Origin of the sequence: Azospirillum sp. CT11-132, assembly GCF_047302835.1 — a bacterium.
Lineage (GTDB): Bacteria > Pseudomonadota > Alphaproteobacteria > Azospirillales > Azospirillaceae > Azospirillum.
The window spans coordinates 1,447,368-1,469,191 of record NZ_JBGLZA010000003.1 but is presented as its reverse complement, the minus strand read 5'-3'; the positions used below and the strand labels follow the sequence as shown (position 1 = coordinate 1,469,191).

Sequence of the window (21,824 nt, the reverse complement as noted above, 5' to 3'; positions counted from 1 at the left end):
CGGAATTCGGCGGGTGCGACGATGGGTGAGACGGAGAACGCGGCGGTGGCCGGAGGGGCAGTGGCCGGAGCGGCGGAGACCAGGCCGGCCCGGTGGCAGTTCTGGGTGGATCGCGGCGGCACCTTCACCGACATCGTCGGCCGCCGGCCGGACGGGTCGGTCGTGACCCACAAGCTGCTGTCGGAAAATCCGGAGCGCTATGCCGACGCCGCCGTCCAGGGCATCCGCGACCTGCTGGGCCTGAAGCCGGGCCAGCCGATCCCGCCGGACACGGTGGAGGTGGTGAAGATGGGCACCACCGTCGCCACCAACGCCCTGCTGGAACGCAAGGGCGAGCCGACCGTCCTGTTGATCACCGAAGGGCTGGGCGACCAGCTGCGCATCGGCCATCAGGCCCGGCCGAAGATCTTCGCGCGCCACATCCATCTGCCCGACCAGCTCTATTCCCATGTGGTGGAGGTCCCGGAGCGGGTGATGGCCGACGGCCGGGTGCTGAAGCCGGTCGACCTGCACGCCGTCCGCCGCGGGCTGGAGGAGGCCTACCGCCAGGGCTTCCGCGCCGCCGCCATCGCGCTGATGCACGGCTACCGCTATCCGGAGCATGAACGGCAGGTCGCGTCGCTGGCCCGCGCGGTCGGCTTCACCCAGGTCTCGGTCAGCCATCTGGTGAGCCCGCTGATGAAGCTGGTCGGCCGCGGCGACACCACGGTGGCCGATGCCTATCTCTCCCCCGTGCTGCGCCGCTATGTCGACCGGGTCGCCAACGATCTCAGCGTCGACGGCATGCCGGTGCCGCTGATGTTCATGCAGTCCAACGGCGGCCTGACCGACGCCCGCCGCTTCCAGGGCAAGGACGCTATCCTCTCGGGTCCGGCCGGCGGCGTGGTGGGTGCGGTGCGCACCGCCGGGATGGCCGGCTTCGACCGGGTCATCGGCTTCGACATGGGCGGCACCTCCACCGACGTGTCGCATTATGCCGGGGAGTATGAGCGCGCCTTCGACGCGGTGGTGGCCGGCGTTCGGGTGCGCGCGCCGATGATGCACATCCACACCGTGGCGGCCGGCGGAGGTTCGCTCTGCGTCTTCGACGGCACCCGCTTCCGTGTGGGGCCGGACAGCGCCGGCGCCAATCCGGGGCCTGCCTGCTACCGCCGCGGCGGGCCGCTGACGGTCACCGACTGCAACGTCATGGTCGGCAAGATCCAGCCGCGCTTCTTCCCGCATGTCTTCGGCCCCAACGGCGACCAGCCGCTGGACGCCGAGGTGGTGAAGGCCCGCTTCACCGAACTGGCCGCCACCGTCAACGCCAAGCTCGGCACGACGATGACGCCGCAGGAGGTCGCCGAAGGCTTCCTGCGCATCGCCGTCGACAACATGGCCAACGCCATCAAGAAGATCTCGGTCGAGCGCGGCTATGACGTCACCGGCTACACGCTGAACGGTTTCGGAGGAGCGGCGGGCCAGCATGTCTGCGCCGTCGCCGACGCGCTGGGCATGACGCGGGTGTTCCTGCACCCGCAGGCCGGCGTGCTGTCGGCCTACGGCATCGGGCTGGCCGACACCGTCGCCATCCGCGAGCGAGCGGTGGAAGGCCCGTTGAGCGACGCCGTGGTCGACCGGCTGACCATGCTGTTCACCGACCTGGAGACCGAGGGGCGGGCGGAGCTGACCCGCCAGGGCGTCGCCGCCGACCGGCAGGCGATCAACCGCCGCGTCCATCTGAAGGCCGCCGGCTCCGACACCACGCTGACCGTCGCCTTCGGCTCGAAGGTGGCGATGACCAAGTCCTTCGAGGAGGCGCACCGCCGCCGTTACGGCTTCCTCACCCCCGGCACCGCGCTGGAGGTTGAGTCGGTGACGCTGGAGGCCGTCGGCCTGACCGACGTGCTGGAGGATCCGGAGCTTCCCGCGACCACCGCGGTGCTGCCGCGCCGGCTCGCCACCGTCGCGATGCATATCGGCGGCCAGCGCCGCGAGGCGCCGCTCTACGACCGCCGCCAGCTTCAGCCCGGCAACCGCGTCGTCGGCCCGGCGATCCTGGCCGAAGCCGTCTCCACCACCGTGGTCGAGCCCGGCTGGATGGCGGAGGTTACCCGCAAGAACCATCTGGTGCTGACCCGGCTGGAGCCGGCGACCCAGCGTCAGGCCATCGGGGTGAAGGGCGGGGTCAAGGGCGGGGCGAAGGTCGATCCGGTGACGCTGGAGGTCTTCAACAACCTGTTCATGTCCATCGCCGAGCGGATGGGCGTGACATTGGAGAAGACCGCCCGCTCGGTGAACATCAAGGAGCGGCTGGACTTCTCCTGCGCCCTGTTCGACCGCGACGGCGGGCTGATCGCCAACGCCCCGCACATGCCGGTTCATCTGGGATCGATGGGCGAGAGCGTGCGCGCGGTCATCGAGCGGCGCGGCGGCAGCTTCACCGCGGGCGAGAGCTTTGCGCTGAACGATCCCTACCATGGCGGCACCCATCTGCCGGATATCACCGTCGTCTCGCCGGTGTTCGACGAGGCCGGCAAGGACCTGCTGTTCTTCGTCGCCTCGCGTGGCCATCACGCCGATGTCGGCGGCATCACCCCCGGCTCCATGCCGCCGGACAGCAAGACCATCGCCGACGAGGGCGTGCTGCTGGATTGCGTGCCGCTGGTGGAGAACGGCCAGTTCCGCGAGGAGGCCATGGTCGAGCTTCTGCGCTCCGGCCCGCATCCGGCGCGCAACCCGGCGCAGAACATCGGCGATCTGAAGGCGCAGGTCGCCGCCAACGAGCAGGGCACCCGCGAACTGCACCGCGTCGTCCGCCTGCATGGTCTGTCCACCGTCATCGCCTATATGCGCCACGTCCAGGACAATGCCGAGGAGCAGGTCCGCCGCGCCATCGGTGTGCTGAGCGACGGCGACTTCGCGGTGACTCTGGACAATGGGGCGGTCATCAAGCTGCGGGTGTCGATCGACCATGCCGCCCGCTCGGCGATCGTCGATTTTTCCGGGACCAGCACGCAGCTGACCAACAATTTCAACGCCCCGTCGGCGGTCTGCCGGGCGGCGGTGCTGTATGTCTTCCGCTGTTTGGTGGACGACGAGATCCCGATGAACGAGGGCTGCCTGCGCCCCATCGAGATCGTCATCCCGCCCGGCTCCATGTTGTCGCCCAACCCGCCGGCCGCGGTGGTTGCCGGCAATGTGGAGACCAGCCAGTGCATCGTCGACGCGCTGTTCGGCGCGCTGGGGGTGATGGCATCGGCCCAGGGGACGATGAACAACACCACATTCGGCAACGAGTGGCACCAGTATTACGAGACGGTCTGCGGCGGCTCCGGCGCCGGCAACGGCTTCGACGGCACCGACGCGGTGCAGACCCACATGACCAACTCGCGCCTGACCGATCCGGAGGTGCTGGAATGGCGCTTCCCGGTGCTGGTGGAGAGCTTCCGCATCCGCCGCGGCTCCGGCGGGGCAGGGCGCTGGCGCGGCGGTGACGGCGTGATCCGCCGCCTGCGTTTCCTGGAACCGATGACCGCCGCCATCCTCGCCAACCACCGCAAGATCGCTCCCTTCGGCCTGAAGGGCGGTGCCGACGGTGCGGTCGGCCGGACCTGGGTCCAGCGCAGCGACGGCAGCGTGCAGGAACTGGCGTCCCAGGACAGCACGGCGATGCGGCCGGGCGACGCCCTGGTGGTTGAGACGCCGGGCGGCGGCGGGTTCGGGGCGGTGGGGTAAGGGGAGGGGCGTTATGCCCCCACCCCTCCCCTCCCCCGCTGGGCGGGGGAGGGGGTAAGTGCTTGTTGGGGAAGGCGGCGGAGTTCCCTCCCCTGCGGTGGGGGCAAACGGAGCCGCACCCTCACTCCGCCCGATGCGGCGCCACGATGCCGAAGCGGTGCATCTGCCGGTGGATGGTCGAACGGTCGACCCCCATCGCCCGCGCCGTCGCCGACACGTTCCAGTGGTGCCGCCGCAAAGTCTCGCGTAGCCGGGTGGCCGGGTCCTCCTCCGCCTCGGGCTTTGCCGCCACCTCCGCCGGCCAAGCCTGGAACAGGCCGCTGTGCTGCACCGGCTCCGGAATGTCGTCGAGGTCGATCAGCCCGCCGTCGCTGACCGCGCAGGCATAGTCCAGCGCATTCACCAGTTCCCGCACATTGCCCGGCCAGCCGTGTCCGCGCAGAGCCGCCAGCGCCGCCGGGGTCAACCGGTAGCCGATGCCGTCACGTTCCGTCCGCTCGGCCAGCAGCCGCTCGATCAGCCACTCCAAGTCACCGCGCTGGCGCAAGGGCGGCACGGTGAACACCGCGCCGTTGAGACGAAAGTACAAATCGTCGCGGAATTTGCCGGCTTTGACCAGTTCCACCAGATCGCGGTGGGTGGCGCCGATGACGCGAACATCCACCGAAACCGCCTTGGTCCGGCCGATCGGCGTCACCTCCCGCTCGGCCAGCACGCGCAACAGGCGGGTCTGCGACGACAGCGGCATGTCGCCGATCTCGTCCAGGAACAGGGTGCCGCCGTCGGCCTCCAGGATCAGCCCCTTCTTGCCGCGCGCCGTCGCCCCGGTGAAGGAGCCCGGCTCGTAACCGAACAGTTCGCTCTCGATCAGGTTTTCCGGCAGTGCGGCGCAGTTGATGGCGACGAAGGGCTTGTTGCGGCGGATGCTGGCCTTGTGCAGCGCCTTGGCCAGATGCTCCTTGCCGGTGCCGGTCTCGCCATGGATCAGCAGGCTCATGCGGGTGTTGACCAGCTTGGCCGCCCGCGTCAGCACCGCCTTCAGCGCCGGATCGCCGCCGGACACCACGCGCAACGGCTCCGGCAGCGTGTCGCCGCCATGGTCCGGCACATGGCTGCGCGGCAATGACACGGCAGGCGGCGGCATCGCCTGGGCGAACAGCGGCAGGCCGGTGCGGCGCAGGCGCAGCGTGCGCTGTTCGGTCGGCAGCGAGCGGACGAAATGGACCAGATCGTCCACTTCGCAGTCGAACAGCTCGGCGAAGGAGCGGCCGAGCGGCGACCTCCCATCCTCCACCAGCAGGTCGCGGGCCTTGTGGTTGAAGCCGACCACCCGCCCGCCGCCGTCCAGCGCCAGGACGAAGTCGGGATCGACCTCCGCGAACTCCTGCGACGCGGACAGCTTCACCACCCAGTCGCGGCGGAAGTTGTTGTAGAGATTGGCCGTTTCGATCTTATGGACATAGGCGCGGACCATCTGCAGCGCCAGATATTGGCTGATCTTCGGTTCCGGCGAATGCAGGGCGGAGATGTCCAGCACGGCAGCCAGTTCGCCGCCGCTGTCGAAGACGGGCGCCGCGGTGCAGGTCAGCGGGATGTGGGTGGAGTCGAAATGGTCGGTCTGGTGGACGGTCAGCGCCTGGGCGGTGGCGATGCAGGTGCCGACGGCGCAGGTGCCGGCATGCCCCTCGTTCCAGTCAGCCCCCAGATACAGCCCGGCTCGGCGCAGATGGTTGTCGAAGGTCGGGTCGCCGATGAAGTCCACCGTGACGCCGTTGCTGTCGGTCAGCAGCAGGACATAACCCATGCCGGCGACCTGCCGGTACAGCGCCTCCAGCCCGAAGCGGGCCATGCGCAGGAACTCGTCCATGGCGTCGCGATGCTCGCGCAGCCGTTCCTGCGGCAGGATGTGCGGCTCGCGCCCGACGGTGGGGTCCAGCTTGTGGTCGGCGACGCAGCGGCGCCAAGAGCTTTCTATGATCGGGTCGCGGGCGGACCGCAAGCCGGCGGAGACACGGCCAGTGGAGACACGGACGAGTTCATCGATGTGGGCCGCGCGCGCGCTGTCCATGGTCGTGCCTCCCGCAGTCGTCGTCCGCTTGTCCCGCGAACATAATTACAAGGAACAGTACCAACCGGCCGGCCCGATAGGCAACATGTGCAAAAGCATCAGACCGCGCCGCCGTCCGACCCCAGCCACGGCCGCTGCCATGCCTGGGGCATACCGGCGTATGACCCCGGCTTTTCGTTATTGTTCTGCGACATGACGTTAAGGACATTTGCACAACCTGGGCCTCATGCTCCATAAACGGGCAAGGATCGCCGGGAGCTTTCGAGTTGCGGATTCTGATCGTCGACGATTCACCGCGCCACCTGACCATGATGGTGTATGAGCTGAACAAGCTCGGCTACGCCACCAGCGTGGTCCACAGCGGGGCCGCCGCCATCGAAGCGGTGGCGAATGAGCGGTTCGACGTGGTGATGGCCGACATCCGTTTGGCCGACATGACCGGCATCGAGCTGTGCTGGCACCTGCGCACCGCCCAGGGGCTTCGCCACCTCTACTTGATTCTAATGATCCCCGGCAGCATGACCGACCAGTTCCACGAACTGGTGGAGGCCGGCGCCGATGAGTTCCTGCGCAAGCCGCTCGACTGGAAATGGACCGCGGCGCGCCTGCTGGCGGCCTCGCGCGTCGTGGCGATGCAGCGCGACCTGGAACGGCTGGCGACCACCGACGCCCTGACCGGCGCCATGAACCGCCGCCGCTTCCTGGAAAGGGGGGCTGAAGAGTTTACCCGCTCGCGACGATACGAGCGTCCGCTGTCGGTGGTGATGCTGGATATCGACCACTTCAAGCGGGTCAACGACACCCACGGCCACGCCACCGGCGACGAGGCGATCCGCAGCACGGTACGCGCCTGCAAGGACACTCTGCGCGCTTGCGATATCATCGGCCGCCTGGGTGGCGAGGAGTTCGCCGTGGTGATGCCGGAAACCCCGCCGGTAAACGCCTTCGCCGCCGCCCAGCGCCTCCGCCAGGCGATCGCCGCCCAACCGGTGAAGCTGGAGGACGGCGGCGAGCTGTACCTGACCGTCAGCCTTGGCCTGAGCTGGCTGACCGGCCCCGACACCGGCATCGAACCGCTGCTGGCCCGTGCCGACGCCGCGCTCTACCGCGCCAAGAATGCCGGCCGCAACCGCGTGGAGGTCGAACCGCAGATCGCGCTGCCGAAGTCGATACAGGGGTAGGGGCGGGCGTGCTGCGGATGACCTCGGCGGGCTTTGTCCGGATGCGGGATTACGACTGAGGCGGCTCGAACCCGAACACGCCATGGAAGGCCGATCGAGCGGCTGTCAGCCAGTCGGATTCTGCATTCCCCAACTCACCCACCACCAACCGCCTGTCCAGCGTCACCAGCTTGTCGAACCGGACGACTGAAGGAACCTTGAGGCCGTTGGACGGGCTTGGAGCCATTGGAAACTAACGCAAAGCGGCCTGGACGCGCAATCTGAGTGCCGACGGGCCAAGCTCCTCGTCGTGCCGGAAATACCATCGGCGCTGTCCTTCAGACAGCTTCTGTTGCCCAGGATTGGTTCTTAGAAAACCCAAAATGACCAAAGGGCCGGCTCATTGCTGAGCCAGCCCTTTGTCTTTGATGGTAGCAGCGGAGGGATTTGAACCCCCGACCAAGGGATTATGATTCCCCTGCTCTACCACTGAGCTACGCTGCCATCGTGAGCGCCGTTGTTGGCGTTTCCGCCGCCGTTGGCTACCATCGTGTCCCGTCGTTGCCGCCGGGAGCCGCTATATAGGATAGGGCGACTTGGCCTGTCAACGCGGAATTTTCAGGGGGTGCGATTTTTTTCGGCCGGTCGGCAAAAACCCGCATAACCCCCTGATTCAGGCTACCGTTTCCCCGACCTCCACACCCTCGGCCACACCTCCCGCCGTGCCGGAAATCCAGCCGCCGCCCAGCACGCGGTCGCCCTGATAGACGACGCAGGCCTGACCGGGAGCGATGCCGTGCTGGGGCTCCAGCAGTTCGACCCGCGCGGTGCCGTCGGGGCCGGCGCGCCACAGGGCAGGGGCGGCGGGCTGGGCGGAGCGCAGCTTTACCGACACCTCGATCCCGGCACCGTCGGCCAGATCGGGACCCAGCCAGTTCACGTCGCGCACCATCACCAGCGAGCGGGCGAGGTCGCGGCGCGGGCCGACGACGACGCGGCGGCGGGCGGGCTCCAGGCGGACGACGTAGAGCGCCTCCTCCTCCTGGCCGCGGATGCCGCCGATGCCCAGCCCCTTGCGCTGGCCGACCGTGTAGTGGACGACGCCCTTGTGGCGGCCCAGCACACGGCCATCGACATGGACGATGTCGCCGGGCTCGACGGAGCCGGGACGCAGCTTCGCCACCACCTCGGCATAGTTGCCGTTGGGGACGAAGCAAATGTCCTGGCTGTCGGGCTTGGCCGCCACTTCCAGCCCGTGGCGCTCGGCCAGCGCGCGGGTCTCCGGCTTGGTCAGGCCGCCGAGCGGGAAACGCAGGAACTCCAACTGCTCGCGCGTGGTGGCGAACAGGAAATAGCTCTGGTCCTTGGCGGGGTCGACGGCGCGGTGCAACTCGGCACCCTGCGGGCCGGCGATGCGGCGGACGTAGTGGCCGGTGGCAAGCGCGTCGGCGCCCAAATCGCGGGCGGTGTTCAGCAGATCGCGGAACTTGACGCGCTGGTTGCAGCGCACGCAGGGGATCGGCGTCTCGCCGCGCAGATAGCTGTCGGCGAAATCATCCATCACGTCCTGGCTGAAGCGGCCCTCGTAATCCAGGACGTAATGCGGGATGCCGATGCGGTCGGCGACCTGACGGGCGTCGTAGATGTCCTGGCCGGCGCAGCAGGCGCCCGGCTTCTGCAACGCGAGGCCGTGGTCGTAAAGCTGCAGCGTGATGCCGACGACATCATAGCCCTCCTCCCGCAGCACGGCGGCGGTGACGGAGGAATCCACCCCGCCGGACATCGCGACGACGACGCGGGTGTCCTGGGGGCGCTTGGAAAGACCGAGGGAGTTCATGGCGCCCTATATGGGGCGGGCAGGCGCCCGGAAAAGGTAGGAAAGCAGGGCGGGGACAGGGGAACGGCAGGGAAAGAAGGCCGCCGGGCGCCGCATCGCGCGACACGGGCCCCGGCGGCCGGAACAGGGTTCCCCTGGACCGTCACTTCATCGCGTTGTTGCTGCCGCCCGGCAGGCGGACGATCAGACCGTCCAGCTCTTCCGTCATGATGATCTGGCAGCCCAGGCGCGAGGTCTTGGTCAGGCCGAAGGCGAGGTCCAGCATGTCCTCCTCGTCCTCCTGCGCTTCCGGCAGGACGTCGAACCATTCCGGCTCGATCACGACATGGCAGGTGGAGCAGGCCAGCGAGCCCTCGCAGGCGCCTTCCAGGTCCAGGCTGTTCTTGTGCGCGATCTCCAGCACGGACAGGCCGAGCGGGGCGTCCACCTCGCGGCGGGTGCCATCGGGCTCGATGAAGGTCATCTTGGGCATGGGGTCCTCGTTCCTTTAAGGTTGCCTAGCGGTTTAGGGGGGCGATTTAGGGGGTGATTGTAGGGTAAAAGCGGATCAGGGCCGCGGCGGTGTCAGGGCGGCGCGGCGGTCGCGGACCTCGGCGGCCAGCGCCTCCAGCCGTTCCAGCCGGGCCAGGATGCGGGCGGCGCCGTCGGAGGCCGGCGGGCTGTCGGGGCCGGCGGCCGTCTGCGCCTTGCGGAAGGCCGGGGTGAGATACTTGATGCAGGCCTCGACCCGCTGGCTGAGGTCCAGCCCTATGCGGTCCAGTTCCAGCGCATCGTCGGCGCGGGACAGCCGCGTTGAGAGGTCGGCGATTTCTTCATCCCCATTGCCGTCCTCGTCGCCGACGGCCGGCGTGCAGCCCATCAGGGCCAGCAGCGCATGGGCGCGGCGGATGGGATCGCGCAGCACCTCATAGGCGTCGCGCAGGGCGTTGATCTGGGCCTTGGCGTTGGCCTGCTGGCGCGGGCCGCGGGCCGCGAAGCGCTCCGGGTCCATGGCGCGGGTGAAGCCGGCATGCTGCTTCGACAACTGCTCCAGATCAATGTCGAAGCGGCGTTCCAGCCCTAACCGGGTGAAGGGGTCGAGCGGCCGCGGCGGTTGGGCCGCACCGCAGGCGTGGCAGAACAGGGCGCGCGGCGCCACCGAGCGGCCGCAGGTGCCGCAGGGCTCCAGATCGCCGGCGATGGCGCCGGAAATTCCGCCGCTGCTGTTGCCGGGCGGGCCGGATTTGGAACGGGTCATGCGCACAGTCCGTCAAAACGCCGAAAGGATCGGCCGATAGGATCGATACCCCGACATCAGGCCGCCACTGCAAGCCGGCGGGCCTTCCGCGGGGTCATACCCATAAGCCGCAGCCGGCGCAATGCGCGAATGCGGACTTTCCGGGCGGGGGACAGATGGTCGCGCAGGCATGGCGGGCGGCAGGCGGGCGACAGCGGAACTCAGCCATCCGCGGACGCGCTTCGCCGCGCCATCGCGGTCCAGGCCGTCAGAAAACGGTCGACCGCCTCGTCGTCGCTGGTCCAGCCCAGGCTGACACGGATGGCGCTGGCGGCGGACCGGTCGTCCTCGCCCATCGCCGCCAACACATGGGACGGCTTCACCTTGCCGCTGGAACAGGCCGATCCGGCGCTCACCGCCACCCCGGCAAGATCGAGCGTCATCACCTGGGTCTCGCCGGGCAGGCCGGGGAGCATCAGGCAGCTGGTGTTGGCGACCCGCGCCGCACCGGCCCCCATCACCCGGGCGCGCGGAATGGCGGCCAGCGCCTCGCGCTCCAGCCGGTCGCGCAGGGCCGCGAGGTCAGCGGCCTCCGCCAGCCCCTCCCGCGCCAGCCTTGCGGCGGCGCCGAAGCCGACGATGCCCAGCAGGTTCTCGGTGCCGGCCCGCTTGCGCCGTTCCTGCCCGCCGCCGCGGATCAGCGCGTCGGGCTCCAGCCCTTCGGCCAGGACCAGCGCGCCGACGCCGGTCGGACCGCCCAGCTTGTGGGCCGACAGCGTCATCAGGTCGACGCCGAGGTCGGGCAGCGACAGCGGCAGCCGCCCGGCGGCCTGCACCGCGTCGCAATGGATCAGCGCGCCACGGGCATGGGCGATGCGGGCGGCCTCGGCCACCGGCTGGATCACCCCGGTCTCGTTGTTGACCAGCATCAGCGAGACCAGCGCCGGACCGTCCGCAGCGGGCAGCCGGCGTTCCAGGTCCTTGAGGTCGGCGACGCCGTCGCGGGTTACGCCGAAGCGCTCCGCATCGGGCCAAGCGGCCAGCACCGACTCATGCTCGATGGCGGAGGTCAGCAGCCGGCGGCCGGGGAAGCCGCGCAGCGCGAAGTTGTTCGCCTCCGTCCCGCTGCCGGTGAACAGCACCTGCGCCGGCTTCACGCCGGCCAGTGCCGCGACGGCGGCGCGCGCCTCCTCCACCGCCCGGCGGGCGCTGCGGCCGAAGGCGTGAACGGAGGACGGGTTGCCGACCAGATCCATCGCCTGACCCATCGCCGCCTTGACCTCCGGTTTCAGCGGAGCGGTGGCGTTGTGGTCGAGATAGACACCGGTCCGACGAAAGGGGGCGACGAACGGGGTGGTCACTTTTCAGGCACGTTCAGCTGCGAAGGCCAATCTCATCCGGCGGCGTCACTCTGCGGCGGCGACGGCGGTGCTGTCGGCGGCCGGGGCCGGGCGCAGCAGGTTCAGGCCGCTGGTGCCGATGATCCGCCGCTCCACCACGTCGGCGACGGTGACCGAGCTGAGATACATATGGATCTGGTTGCCCAGCTCCTCCCACAGATCGTGGGTCAGGCAGCGCGAGCGGTTGGTGCGGCAGCCCTGCGGCGTGCCGTTGGCGCAGCGGGTGGTGCGGATCGGCTCGTCCACCGCCAGGATGATGTCGGAGACGCGGGTGGCGTCGGCCGGATGGGCGAGCAGATAGCCGCCGCCGGGGCCGCGCACGCTCTTGACCAGACCGCCCTTGCGCAGCTTGGCGAACAGCTGTTCCAGATAGGACAGCGAGATTTCCTGCCGCTCCGCGATGTCCGCCAGCGCGACCGGGCTGCCCTGGCTGGTGGCGGCCAGATCGACCATCGCCATCACGGCATAGCGTCCCTTGGTGCTGAGTCTCATCGCGATTCTCCTTGCGCTTCGTGCATCCCGCCATTGTGGGACGCCACCGTCTCTAGCGGTGTGGGTGTTGATCGGGGGAGGGCGGCGGACGGGCGGTCCGCTTCCAGCTCTCCGACACGGGCCTGCAGCGCCGTCACCTGATCGAGCAGGCCGGTCAGCGCGCGGGCGACCGGGTCGGGGATCTCGCCGCAGGGGGTGCCGTAGGGCATGAATTTCCGGGTTTCCGCGCGGTCGCGCGGAATGACCGGCTTGGCCGGGATGCCGACCACCGCGGTGTCGGCGGGCACGTCCGCCACCACCACCGCGTTGGCGCCGATGCGCGCGCCGCGGCCAATGGTGATGGCGCCCAGGATCTTGGCGCCGGCCCCGACGATCACGCCATCGCCCAGCGTCGGGTGGCGCTTGCCGGGGTTCAGCGAGGTGCCGCCCAGCGTCACCCCATGATAGAGCATGACGTCGTCGCCGATCTCCGCCGTCTCGCCGATCACCACGCCCATGCCATGGTCGATGAAGAAGCGGCGACCAATGGTGGCGCCGGGATGGATTTCGATGCCGGTCAGCGAGCGGGCGATCTGGGAGATCAGCCGGGCAGTGGTGTGCCAGCCGGCGTCACGGGCGCGCCGGGCGATGCGGTGGAGCACGATGGCATGCAAGCCGGGGTAGCAGAGCGCCACCTCCAGCCGGGAGCGGGCGGCGGGGTCCCGCGCCATGATCCCATCGATCTCTTCGCGAAGATGCTTGAACACGCCATCACCCGCCGTGGTATAGTCCGCCGCTCTCATCGGCCGCCCGCGCCCGGCTTCGGCCTGTCGGACCCTCGCGGTTCAGGACCTTTCCGGTTCGGACCCATTCGGGTTCCGGCCGGCAGGGACCCGGACTTATCGATCGGTCCCGCAAGCGCTGGGGCCGATCGGGCGGGTCAGGCGGGTTGTCCCGGAGGACGTTACGACGCATATATGATGACCAAGCAAAACGGTCAAGAATTGTGTGCGGAAAACCCCACTCCAAGACGGGAAAATCCGTGACGGGCCCGAAAGGCCCGTGCGCCGGGGCGGTTGGTCGGATGAAGGTCCGGTCGGTCGCCATGGCGGTCCCAACAACCCTTTGTCCGCGTCAGGAACGTCGTTCCCATGCCTGAAGTGCTCTTCAACGGTCCCGCCGGTCGCCTGGAAGGCCGTTACACCCACGGCAAGCAGCCGAACGCCCCGGTTGCGCTGCTGTTGCACCCGCACCCGCAGCACAATGGGACGATGAACAACAAGGTGGTCTTCACCCTGTTCCAGTCCTTCACCAAGCGCGGCTATTCGGCTCTCCGCTTCAACTTCCGCGGCGTCGGGCGCAGCCAGGGCACCTACGACAAGGGGGAGGGCGAACTGGCCGATGCGGCGGCGGCGCTCGACTGGCTGCAGACCTACAACCCCAATGCGCCGCTCTGCTGGATCGGCGGCGTTTCCTTCGGCGCCTGGATCGGCATGCAGTTGCTGATGCGCCGACCGGAGATCGACGGCTTCGTCTCGGTCTCGCCGCCGGCCAACCTGTTCGACTTCTCCTTCCTGGCGCCGTGCCCGTCCTCGGGCCTGATCATCCATGGCGACAAGGACGAGGTGGTGCCCCAGGCCGCGGTGACCAAGCTGGTGACCAAGCTGTCGCACCAGAAGGACATCCGCATCGACCACCGCGTCGTCCCCGGCGCCAGTCACTTCTTCGTCAACCGCACCGACGATCTGGCGATCCAGGTGGACGACTATCTGGACAAGGCGCTGGGCAATCCCATCGCGGCGGTGGCGGAGTAAGTAAATCCATCCCCATCCAACCGTCCCCACGAGAGCGTGGGCGGTTGGATGGGGGCTCGCCGTGCCTATTGTTGCTCGCAGCCCAGAACCCACACGTCATAGATCGGGTTCTCCATCGCCGACAGGGCGGGGCTGGAGGCGAACATCCAGCCGCTGAAGACCGATTCCGCCTGTTCGCCGGGCTTGATTTCCGTCACTTCCAGAAAAGCGGCCGATTCCGGCGTTTCAATCGGCGGGTTCTCGCGGCAGGCGCGTAGCGTGATGCGCAGGCTGCTCATCGCCTTGGTCTCTCCGACCTTCATGGTGAAGGTGGAGGTGCGGGCGGTCACCTTGTCCAGCCATTGCAGCTTGGCCGCCGGCCGTTCGATCATCTGGCTTGGGACCGGAGCGGCCTGAACGGACACGGTTGCCAGCAGGGCGGTCGCCAGCGGGAGAAGTCGGAGAAGTCTCGTCACGTCGGATCGCTTCCGTAATTGCGGACGGCGCTCCGCGGCAGGATCCAGCCAATCAGGGGACCTCCGCCGGGGCGCTCCGCCTTCTATCCCGGAAGCGGGGTCAGCGTCCAGTGGCGGGGGACGCTGGGGTGTGTTGTGCGGGGTGCGTTGTGCGGATCGGGTGTTTCAGCGCGTGACGGTGCTGCGCGAGGCGGGGGCGCTGTAGGTGGCGCCGGACCCGCTCTGGGGCTCGTTCCGGTCTTCGATCTTCTGGGTCGCCGCACCGGCGCCCGCGCCCGCGGCGGCTCCGACCACGGCACCCACCGGTCCGCCGACCACCGCGCCGGCCGCGGCGCCGCCAAGCCCGCCGGTGGCCGATTTCTCTTCCATGTCGGCGCCGCAGGCGGCGGTCGCCAGGGCAAGGCCGAGCACGGCCAAATGGGACAGACGCATCGCATTTCCTCCTGCCTCGTGATCCGGGAGCATTGCCGTCCGGATGGCAGGAGGAACGCTTGAGCGTGTCCGTCGGTTCCGGCCACGCCCAGGGTTGAGGGAATTACAGCTTGGGCGGCTGGGCCGGCGCCTGGCCGGGAGCCTGACCCTGCTGGCCACCGGAAGACTGGCCATTGGCCTGATCGCCGGACTTGCTCATGCTCTGCAGCGAGAAGATGACCTGACCCAGCAGCTGTTCCAGGCCCGGGGTGCTCTGCGTGAACTCGATCTTGCCGTTCGGCTTGATCATGTCGGGGTCGCCGCCCGGCTCCAGCGACAGGAACTTGCCGCCCAGCAGGCTTTCCGATGCGATGACCGCTGCGGTGTCCTTGGGCAGCTTCACCGAATTGTCGACCGAAAGATGGACGACCGCCTGATAGCTGGTGGGGTCGAGCGTCAGTCCGGTGACCGTGCCGACCTTCACGCCGCTGATGCGCACATCGGCGCCGCTCTGCAGGCCGGTGATGCTGTTGAAGTTGGCGGTGACGTCATAGCCCTGCACCTTGCGCAGGTCGGCGCTTTTGTAGGCGAAGGCAAGGAACACGGCGGCCACGGCGAGCACGACGCCGCCCAGCACGGTTTCGATCACATTCCGGCGCATAGAGCTATCCTGCTGCGAGTTCCCGAATCGAAACCCGGCCCGAAAGGGGCCGGGCTTTCCGTTCCGACGTGATGGTCAGTCCCGGCAGGGATCAGCTCGGCGTCCAGGGCTCGTAATCGCCGGTGGCCGGCACGCGCTGCCCGCCGGCCAGCACATGGCCGGGCGGACGGTAGGCCTGGACCGAGCCCGACATGTTGGGCAGATGTTCCTTCTGCCACGGCTTGTGGAAGGCGCTAGACCCCTCGGGCAGCGGCTCCTTGGTGGTGTGGTGCAGCCACCCATGCCATTCCGGCGGGATCTTGGAGGCATCGGGCTCACCGGCATACAGGACCCAGCGGCGCTCGCGCGTGCCGGGCTGGGCGTCCTTGTTGCGGTAATAGACGTTGCCGAAGCGGTCGCTGCCGACCTTGGCGCCCCGACGCCACGTGACGTAACGGATGTGGATGTTCGCCAGTTTGGTGAACAGGGAGATCGGCTCGCTCATCGTCGCTCACGAATTCCGGAGTCTGGCCCCGTGGACACGGGGCTGGTCGAATGCGGGCCGCACTATGACACCGCAAGTGCCGCGCGTCCACCGTTGGTGAGGCCCAATTTGCCGGCTTTCGGCTCCTTTGGGAGCGGAAGCGCCCCGGCGGCGGTCGCTCCGCGAGAACGCCCCGTTTTCCTTGACGCGCCCGGCCGATTGCCGTATGCACCCCGCGCATGCGCCGGCACCCCTGGAGGCCGGCGCCCTTTCGTTTTGGAGCATCGTCATGACCAAGATCATTCCGCTCGGCGCTGAGACGCGCGAACGGGCCGGCAAGGGGACCGCCCGCCAGACCCGCCGTGATGGCCGTATTCCGGCCGTCATCTATGGTGGCAAGCAGGCTCCCCTGACCATTTCGCTCGAGAAGTTCGAGTTCACCCGCGTCCTGCATCAGCCGGGCTTCTTCACGCACCTGTTCGAAGTGACCGTCGACGGCACCGCCCACCGCGTCCTGCCGCGCGACGTGCAGTTCCACCCGGTGACTGATTTCCCGCTGCATGTCGACTTCCTGCGCGTGTCCGGCGACACCCGCACCAACGTGCAGGTTCCGGTCGAGTTCGTCGACCAGGACAAGTCGGCCGGCCTGAAGCGCGGCGGTGTGCTGAACATCGTCCGTCACGAGCTGGAGCTGAGCTGCCCGGCCGACAGCATCCCCGAGCACATCACCATCTCGTGCGAAGGCTTCGACGTCGGCGATTCGATCCACATCTCCTCGGTCAAGCTGCCGGAGGGTGTGACCTCGACGATCACCGACCGCGATTTCACCATCGCGACCATCGTTGCGCCGTCGGGCCTGAAGTCGGAAGAGGGCGCCGCTTCCTGATAAGGAGCGTTCGACCTTTGAAGATGGTTACGGTGGGGGGCTTCGGCCCCCCGCTTCGTTTGTGGAGAGTGGTTTCCAAAGGGTGAGGGACATGCTGCTTCTGGTCGGACTGGGCAACCCCGGCAACGAGTATGCCCGCAACCGCCACAACATCGGCTTCATGGCGGTGGAGACCATCGCCCAGCGCCATCGCTTCACCCCGTGGAAGAAGCGTTTCCAGGGCCAGACCTCCGAGGGCACCGTCGCCGGCGACAAGGTTCTGGCGCTGGAGCCCGCCACCTTCATGAACCTGTCCGGCCAGTCGGTGGTGGCGGCCCTGCAGTTCTACAAGCTGAAGCCCGAGAACGTCGTCGTCATCCATGACGAGCTTGACTTGCCCCCCGGCAAGATCCGGGTGAAGAAGGGCGGCGGCCATGGCGGCCACAACGGCCTGCGCTCGATCGACGCGCATATCGGCAAGGAATACTGGCGCATCCGCCTGGGCATCGGCCATCCCGGCAACAAGGATCTGGTCAGCGGCTACGTCCTGCACGACTTCGCCAAGGCCGACCAGAGCTGGATCGACCCGCTGCTGGATGCCGTGTCCGACAACCTGCCGCTGATGGTGGAAGGCCAGCCGGAGTTGTTCATGAACAAGGTGACAGTGGCGACGCAGGCGCGATAAGCCGCGGCCTGCCGGACCTTCCCCCACTTCGCGTTTGCGCTTTGGCCCCCATCGTAGGATAAAGCGCCTCAATTCCAGAATTTCCGACGGCGAGCACCCACCCATGGGCTTCAATTGCGGCATCGTCGGCCTGCCGAACGTCGGCAAGTCGACCCTTTTCAACGCGCTGACCGCCACCCAGGCGGCGGAGGCGGCGAATTTCCCCTTCTGCACCAAGGAGCCGAACGTCGGCCGCGTCGGCGTGCCCGACCCGCGGCAGGACAAGCTGGCGGAAATCGCCAAGTCGCAGAAGGTCGTCCCGACCCAGTTGGAGTTCGTGGATATCGCCGGCCTGATCCGCGGCGCGTCGAAGGGTGAAGGGCTGGGCAACCAGTTCCTCGCCAACATCCGCGAGGTCGACGCCATCGTCCATGTGCTGCGCTGCTTCGAAGACGACGACATCACCCATGTCGAAGGCAACGTCGATCCGCTGCGCGACGCCGAGGTGGTCGAGACCGAGCTGATGCTCGCCGATATGGAAAGCCTGGAACGCCAGCTGACCAGCCTTCAGAAGAAGGCCAAGGGCGGCGACAAGGACAGCAAGATCAAGGCCGACCTGATGGAGCGCGCCCTCAAGGTGCTCCAGGACGGCAAGCCCGCCCGCGTGGTCGAGCTGTCCGACGAAGAAAAGCCGGTGTTCAAGCAGTTCATGCTGCTGACCGACAAGCCGGTGCTCTATGTCTGCAACGTGGAAGAGGCGTCGGCCGCGACCGGCAACGCCTTCTCCGCCAAGGTCGCCGAGAAGGCCAAGGCCGAGAATGCCGAGGTCGTCGTCATCTCCGCCGCCATCGAATCCGAGGTCGCCCAGCTCTCCGACCCGGCCGAGAAGGCCGAATTCCTGGAGTCGATGGGGCTGGAGGAAACCGGGCTGAACAAGCTGATCCGCGCCGGCTTCAAGCTGCTGGACCTGATCACCTTCTTCACCGTCGGCCCGAAGGAGACGCGGGCCTGGACCGTGCGCCGCAACGCCAAGGCTCCCGAGGCGGCCGGCGTCATCCACACCGACTTCGAACGCGGCTTCATCCGCGCCGAGACCATCGACTACAACAGTTTCGTCACGCTGGGTGGCGAGCAGGGGGCGAAGGACGCCGGCAAGATGCGCCAGGAAGGCAAGGAATATGTCGTCCAGGACGGCGATATCTTCCACTTCCGCTTCAACGTCTGAGTAAGCGGGCATCGGGGAGGCGGCGGCATCATCGTCTCCCTTTCCACCTCCGCCGTCACCCAACTGTCATATTGTCGTAACAATCGGCGCACCCCACACTTCAGTTAGGGGTGCCGCTTGATCGCATCCCCGACCCGACAGAGGGGGTGCGATGCAGGCGACGCGGGTGCTGCTGGAACTGGCCGGGAATGTCGTGCTGCTCCTGTGGGGGCTGCACATGGTGCAAAGCGGGCTGACCCGCGCGCTTGGCGGCGACCTGCGCCGCATCCTGGGGGCCGGGCTGCGCAACCGCTGGACCGCCTTCCTGTCCGGCATGGGCATCACCATGCTGCTGCAGAGCAGCACCGCCACCGGTCTGATGGCGACCGGCTTCACCGCCACCGGGCTGGTGTCGCTGATGCCGGCGCTGGCGGTGATGCTGGGGGCCAATGTCGGCTCCACTTTGATCGTCCAGATTCTCGCCTTCGACGTTGCGCATGTGGCGCCGGTCCTTCTGCTGGGCGGCTTCATCGCTTTCCGCCGCGGGGCGCGGACGCGCAGCCGCGACCTGGGCCGGGTCGCCATCGGGCTGGGCCTGATGCTGCTGTCGCTGCACCTGCTGCTGGCGACCATCGCCCCGGCGGAGAACGCGCCGATGCTGCGGCGGATGCTGGCGATGCTGACCGCCGATCCGTTGGTGGCTGTGATGCTGGCGGCGCTGCTGTCCTGGGCCGCCCATTCCAGCGTCGCCGCCATCCTGCTGATCGCCTCGCTGGCCGGCGGCGGGGTGATCGGGCCGGAGGCGGCGGTCGCCATGGTCGCCGGCGCCAATCTGGGCAGCGCCGTCAATCCGGTGGTGGAGGGACCGGGCGGCGACGGCCGCAACCCGGCGGCAAGGCGGCTGCCGGTGGGCAATCTCATCAACCGGCTCGTCGGCTGCCTCATCGTCGTGCCGCTGCTGGGGCCGATCACAGCCGGCTTGCAGGCGGTGTCGCCGGATGCCGCGCGGCTGGCGGCCAACTTCCACCTCGCCTTCAATCTGGCGATGGCCGGGCTGTTCATCGGGCCGCTTCCCTGGTTCGCGCGGGTCCTGACCCGGATGTTCCCGGAACGGGTTGCGGTCGCCGACCCGGCGATGCCGCTCTATCTCGACCGCAGCGCTCTGCGCGTCCCCCATCTCGCCATCGCCAACGCGTCGCGCGAGGCGTTGCGCATGGCCGACACGGTGGACAGCATGCTGCGCGGCGCGCTGGACGTCATCCAGACCGACGACCGCAAGCGGGTGCAGGAGATCCGGCGAATGGACGATGTGCTGGACCGGCTGCACGACGCCATCAAGCGCTATCTTACCCAGATCAATGTCGAGGATCTGGACGAACGCGACGCCCGCCGGGTGTCCGACGTGCTGACCTTCACCATAAATCTGGAGCATGTCGGCGACATCGTCGACCGCAACCTGATGGAGGCGGCCTCCAAGAAGATCCGGCGCAGGCTGCGCTTTTCCACCGAGGGGGCGGCCGAGATCGCCGGCATGCTGGAACGGCTGAGCGAAACCCAGCGTCTGGCCGCCGCCGTCTTCGTGTCGGGCGATGTCCGGTCCGCCCGCGCGCTGATCCACGAGAAGGAGGTAATCCGCGATCTGGAGACCAGCGCCACCGAGGCGCATTTCGCCCGCCTGCGCGCCGGCCGCAAGGAAAGCGTGGAGACCAGTGCCCTCCATCTGGACATTCTGCGCGACCTGCGCCGGATCAACGCCCATCTGGTTGCCGCCGCCTATCCGGTGCTCGATCAATCGGGGGAGCTTCTGCCCAGCCGCCTCAAACGAGGGGAAGCACGGGCGTGACCGTCCGCTCCCAATGGGGGTGCGGCATGGCTTCCGCTTCGACCTTTTCTTGTCACCAGCCCAGCCACGTTAACACTTTCGTAACCATATAAAATTCGTCAAGCTCTTTCGCGACATGGTTAACAAATCGTTCCTGTGGTTGTTATGGCAATGAGGCCCAGCGGGCCGGTGTCGAACCCGGGAATGGTTGTCGAGAGGGAGCGGACGGTGGCGAACACGCACGCGACGTCGAACGGACCCGAAGCGCAGGGGATATCCGACGCCGGATTCGCCGAGCGGGTGCGCGACGCCATCGACCGTCAGGAACTCTCCCTTGTCTTCCAGCCGCAGGCGGACGTCGTCACCAACCGCCTGACCGGGTTCGAGGCGCTGTCGCGCTGGCGCCTGTCCGACGGCACCATGCTGCCGCCCGACGTCTTCGTGCCGATGGCGGAGCAGGGGGAAGCGATCCATCTGCTGGGCGAATGGACCCTGCGGACCGCCTGCAGGGTGGCCGCCGGCTGGCTGCGTTCCGGCTATCCCGACATTCCGGTGTCGGTGAACCTGTCGGCGCGGCAGCTCGACGATCCGGGGCTGGTGCTGAAGGTGCTGGCGATCCTGGCGGAGACCGGCCTGCCTGCCGCCAACCTGAAGCTGGAGCTGACCGAAACCAGCATGTTCAGCCAAGGCGCCGACGCGCGCGAGGCCTTGCTGCAGTTGCGCGGCGCCGGAATCCGGCTGGTGTTGGACGATTTCGGCACCGGCTGGTCGTCGCTGGCGACCCTGCGCCGGGTGCCGGTGGAAGCGCTGAAGATCGACAAGCAGTTCGTCCAGGCGATGGTGGAGGACCGTGACGCCGCCGCCATCGTCCAGGCGGTGGTGGCGCTGGCCCATGCGCTGGATTTGGGCGTGGTGGCGGAAGGGGTGGAGACGCCGGAACAGCGGCTCTACCTCCAGGCTTACCGCTGCGACGTTCTGCAAGGCTATTGGCTGTCGCGCCCGATGAGCGCAGACGGGGTGAGCGAGTTCCTGGCCGAACGGAGCCTTATCGGCACCCTGCGTCCTATGGGGTCGGGTTCCTCCGCTGGGCCGCAGACATCAGGATGACCCGCCGGGTCTCGTCCCATTCCGTCAGTTCGCCCGCCTCCTCGGCGGTGGCCCAGCAGGCTTCCAGCGCATCGTCGGCGCAGACCGCGTCGCCCTCGGCACTCTCCGCCGCCACTTCCACCAGAGTGTAGTGATAGTGGACGCGGCCTTCGGCATCGGGGGTGATGGCGTCGACCACGGTGACGATCCCGGTCGGCACCACCTCCAACCCGGTCTCCTCGCGCACTTCGCGCACGGCGGTCTCGAACACCGTTTCGCCGACCGACTGCGCTCCGCCGGGCAGGCTCCACTGGCCCATCCGCGGCGCCTTGCCCCGGCGGATCAGCAGAACCTTGTCGCCGCGCCAGACGACGGCCCCGACACCGACCCAGGGACGGTCGGGATATTCGCGGCTGGAACGGTCGGGCGGGGTGGCGGGCATGAATGGCTCCCTATCGATGGCTTGACCCGAGGGTAGCGCGGTCCGACACTGGGATGCCAGACGCGAAG

20 protein-coding genes and 1 tRNA gene are annotated in these 21,824 nt (G+C 68.1%); 8 read left to right on the top strand and 13 right to left on the bottom strand.

The genetic code is table 11. The features are described from left to right. Positions 1-21: 21 nt before the first annotated feature. On the top strand, positions 22-3,717 hold the full coding sequence (locus ACCD06_RS12665; protein WP_413341032.1) for a hydantoinase B/oxoprolinase family protein: 3,696 nt from the start codon (positions 22-24) through the stop codon (positions 3,715-3,717). Between the two features lie 121 nt (positions 3,718-3,838). Here ACCD06_RS12665 and ACCD06_RS12660 read toward each other — a convergent pair whose 3' ends face one another. Continuing rightward, positions 3,839-5,785, bottom strand: coding sequence for a sigma-54-dependent Fis family transcriptional regulator (locus tag ACCD06_RS12660; RefSeq protein WP_413341030.1), 1,947 nt, complete (start codon positions 5,783-5,785; stop codon positions 3,839-3,841). Between the two features lie 266 nt (positions 5,786-6,051). Here ACCD06_RS12660 and ACCD06_RS12655 point away from each other — a divergent pair, with 266 nt between their 5' ends. Beyond that, positions 6,052-6,966, top strand: a complete 915-nt coding sequence (locus ACCD06_RS12655) for a GGDEF domain-containing protein (RefSeq protein ID WP_136704316.1) — start codon at positions 6,052-6,054, stop codon at positions 6,964-6,966. A gap of 408 nt (positions 6,967-7,374) precedes the next feature. Here the strand turns inward: ACCD06_RS12655 and ACCD06_RS12650 are convergent. From ACCD06_RS12650 to epsC, 7 genes are all read right to left on the bottom strand, one after another. Then, positions 7,375-7,449: transfer RNA gene (locus tag ACCD06_RS12650), tRNA-Met, on the bottom strand. Between the two features lie 169 nt (positions 7,450-7,618). Then, positions 7,619-8,782, bottom strand: a complete 1,164-nt coding sequence (gene mnmA, locus ACCD06_RS12645) for a tRNA 2-thiouridine(34) synthase MnmA (protein ID WP_413341028.1) — start codon at positions 8,780-8,782, stop codon at positions 7,619-7,621. A 142-nt stretch (positions 8,783-8,924) separates the two neighbouring features. Beyond that, positions 8,925-9,254 (bottom strand): ferredoxin family 2Fe-2S iron-sulfur cluster binding protein, encoded by a 330-nt coding sequence (locus ACCD06_RS12640; protein WP_109073923.1) that lies wholly within the window; start codon positions 9,252-9,254, stop codon positions 8,925-8,927. A 75-nt stretch (positions 9,255-9,329) separates the two neighbouring features. Further along, positions 9,330-10,019 carry a molecular chaperone DnaJ gene (locus ACCD06_RS12635; protein WP_413341026.1) on the bottom strand — a complete coding sequence of 230 codons (690 nt, stop codon included), beginning with the start codon at positions 10,017-10,019 and terminating at the stop codon, positions 9,330-9,332. Between the two features lie 200 nt (positions 10,020-10,219). Continuing rightward, positions 10,220-11,359, bottom strand: coding sequence for a cysteine desulfurase family protein (locus ACCD06_RS12630; protein ID WP_413341024.1), 1,140 nt, complete (start codon positions 11,357-11,359; stop codon positions 10,220-10,222). A 45-nt stretch (positions 11,360-11,404) separates the two neighbouring features. Beyond that, positions 11,405-11,890 (bottom strand): Rrf2 family transcriptional regulator, encoded by a 486-nt coding sequence (locus tag ACCD06_RS12625; RefSeq protein ID WP_085089868.1) that lies wholly within the window; start codon positions 11,888-11,890, stop codon positions 11,405-11,407. Beyond that, positions 11,887-12,672: a serine O-acetyltransferase EpsC gene (gene epsC / locus ACCD06_RS12620; RefSeq protein ID WP_413341022.1), complete on the bottom strand. Its 786-nt coding sequence runs from the start codon at positions 12,670-12,672 to the stop codon at positions 11,887-11,889. Before epsC ends, ACCD06_RS12625 begins: the two co-directional genes overlap by 4 nt. A gap of 348 nt (positions 12,673-13,020) precedes the next feature. Here epsC and ACCD06_RS12615 point away from each other — a divergent pair, with 348 nt between their 5' ends. Further along, a complete protein-coding gene (locus tag ACCD06_RS12615; protein ID WP_109073919.1) occupies positions 13,021-13,683 on the top strand; it encodes an alpha/beta hydrolase in 663 nt (220 codons plus the stop codon). A 65-nt stretch (positions 13,684-13,748) separates the two neighbouring features. On the opposite strand, the gene ACCD06_RS12610 is transcribed toward ACCD06_RS12615, so the two are convergent. The 4 genes from ACCD06_RS12610 to ACCD06_RS12595 all read right to left on the bottom strand — a co-directional run bounded on the left by ACCD06_RS12610 (position 13,749) and on the right by ACCD06_RS12595 (position 15,694). Then, positions 13,749-14,138: a DUF2155 domain-containing protein gene (locus ACCD06_RS12610; RefSeq protein WP_413341020.1), complete on the bottom strand. Its 390-nt coding sequence runs from the start codon at positions 14,136-14,138 to the stop codon at positions 13,749-13,751. A gap of 165 nt (positions 14,139-14,303) precedes the next feature. Then, a complete protein-coding gene (locus ACCD06_RS12605) occupies positions 14,304-14,570 on the bottom strand; it encodes a hypothetical protein (protein ID WP_413341018.1) in 267 nt (88 codons plus the stop codon). Between the two features lie 103 nt (positions 14,571-14,673). Next, complete coding sequence (gene mlaD / locus ACCD06_RS12600; RefSeq protein WP_109073916.1) at positions 14,674-15,210, bottom strand: outer membrane lipid asymmetry maintenance protein MlaD; 537 nt, start codon at positions 15,208-15,210, stop codon at positions 14,674-14,676. 91 nt (positions 15,211-15,301) lie between these two features. Further along, positions 15,302-15,694 (bottom strand): NADH:ubiquinone oxidoreductase subunit NDUFA12, encoded by a 393-nt coding sequence (locus ACCD06_RS12595; RefSeq protein WP_109073915.1) that lies wholly within the window; start codon positions 15,692-15,694, stop codon positions 15,302-15,304. Positions 15,695-15,962: 268 nt separating this feature from the next. Here ACCD06_RS12595 and ACCD06_RS12590 point away from each other — a divergent pair, with 268 nt between their 5' ends. The 5 genes from ACCD06_RS12590 to ACCD06_RS12570 all read left to right on the top strand — a co-directional run bounded on the left by ACCD06_RS12590 (position 15,963) and on the right by ACCD06_RS12570 (position 21,335). Then, positions 15,963-16,559 carry a 50S ribosomal protein L25/general stress protein Ctc gene (locus ACCD06_RS12590; protein WP_109073914.1) on the top strand — a complete coding sequence of 199 codons (597 nt, stop codon included), beginning with the start codon at positions 15,963-15,965 and terminating at the stop codon, positions 16,557-16,559. A 91-nt stretch (positions 16,560-16,650) separates the two neighbouring features. Continuing rightward, positions 16,651-17,223 carry an aminoacyl-tRNA hydrolase gene (pth, locus tag ACCD06_RS12585; protein WP_413341015.1) on the top strand — a complete coding sequence of 191 codons (573 nt, stop codon included), beginning with the start codon at positions 16,651-16,653 and terminating at the stop codon, positions 17,221-17,223. 103 nt (positions 17,224-17,326) lie between these two features. Beyond that, a complete protein-coding gene (gene ychF / locus ACCD06_RS12580; protein ID WP_136704309.1) occupies positions 17,327-18,427 on the top strand; it encodes a redox-regulated ATPase YchF in 1,101 nt (366 codons plus the stop codon). A 151-nt stretch (positions 18,428-18,578) separates the two neighbouring features. Next, the gene (locus ACCD06_RS12575; RefSeq protein ID WP_413341013.1) at positions 18,579-20,249 is read left to right on the top strand and encodes a Na/Pi cotransporter family protein; all 1,671 of its coding nucleotides are present in this window, start codon (positions 18,579-18,581) and stop codon (positions 20,247-20,249) included. 207 nt (positions 20,250-20,456) lie between these two features. Beyond that, a complete protein-coding gene (locus ACCD06_RS12570; RefSeq protein ID WP_413341010.1) occupies positions 20,457-21,335 on the top strand; it encodes an EAL domain-containing protein in 879 nt (292 codons plus the stop codon). Here the strand turns inward: ACCD06_RS12570 and ACCD06_RS12565 are convergent. Beyond that, positions 21,292-21,756 carry an NUDIX hydrolase gene (locus ACCD06_RS12565; protein ID WP_413341008.1) on the bottom strand — a complete coding sequence of 155 codons (465 nt, stop codon included), beginning with the start codon at positions 21,754-21,756 and terminating at the stop codon, positions 21,292-21,294. The two genes, ACCD06_RS12570 and ACCD06_RS12565, sit on opposite strands and share 44 nt — an antisense overlap. Between the last annotated feature and the right edge of the window lie 68 nt (positions 21,757-21,824).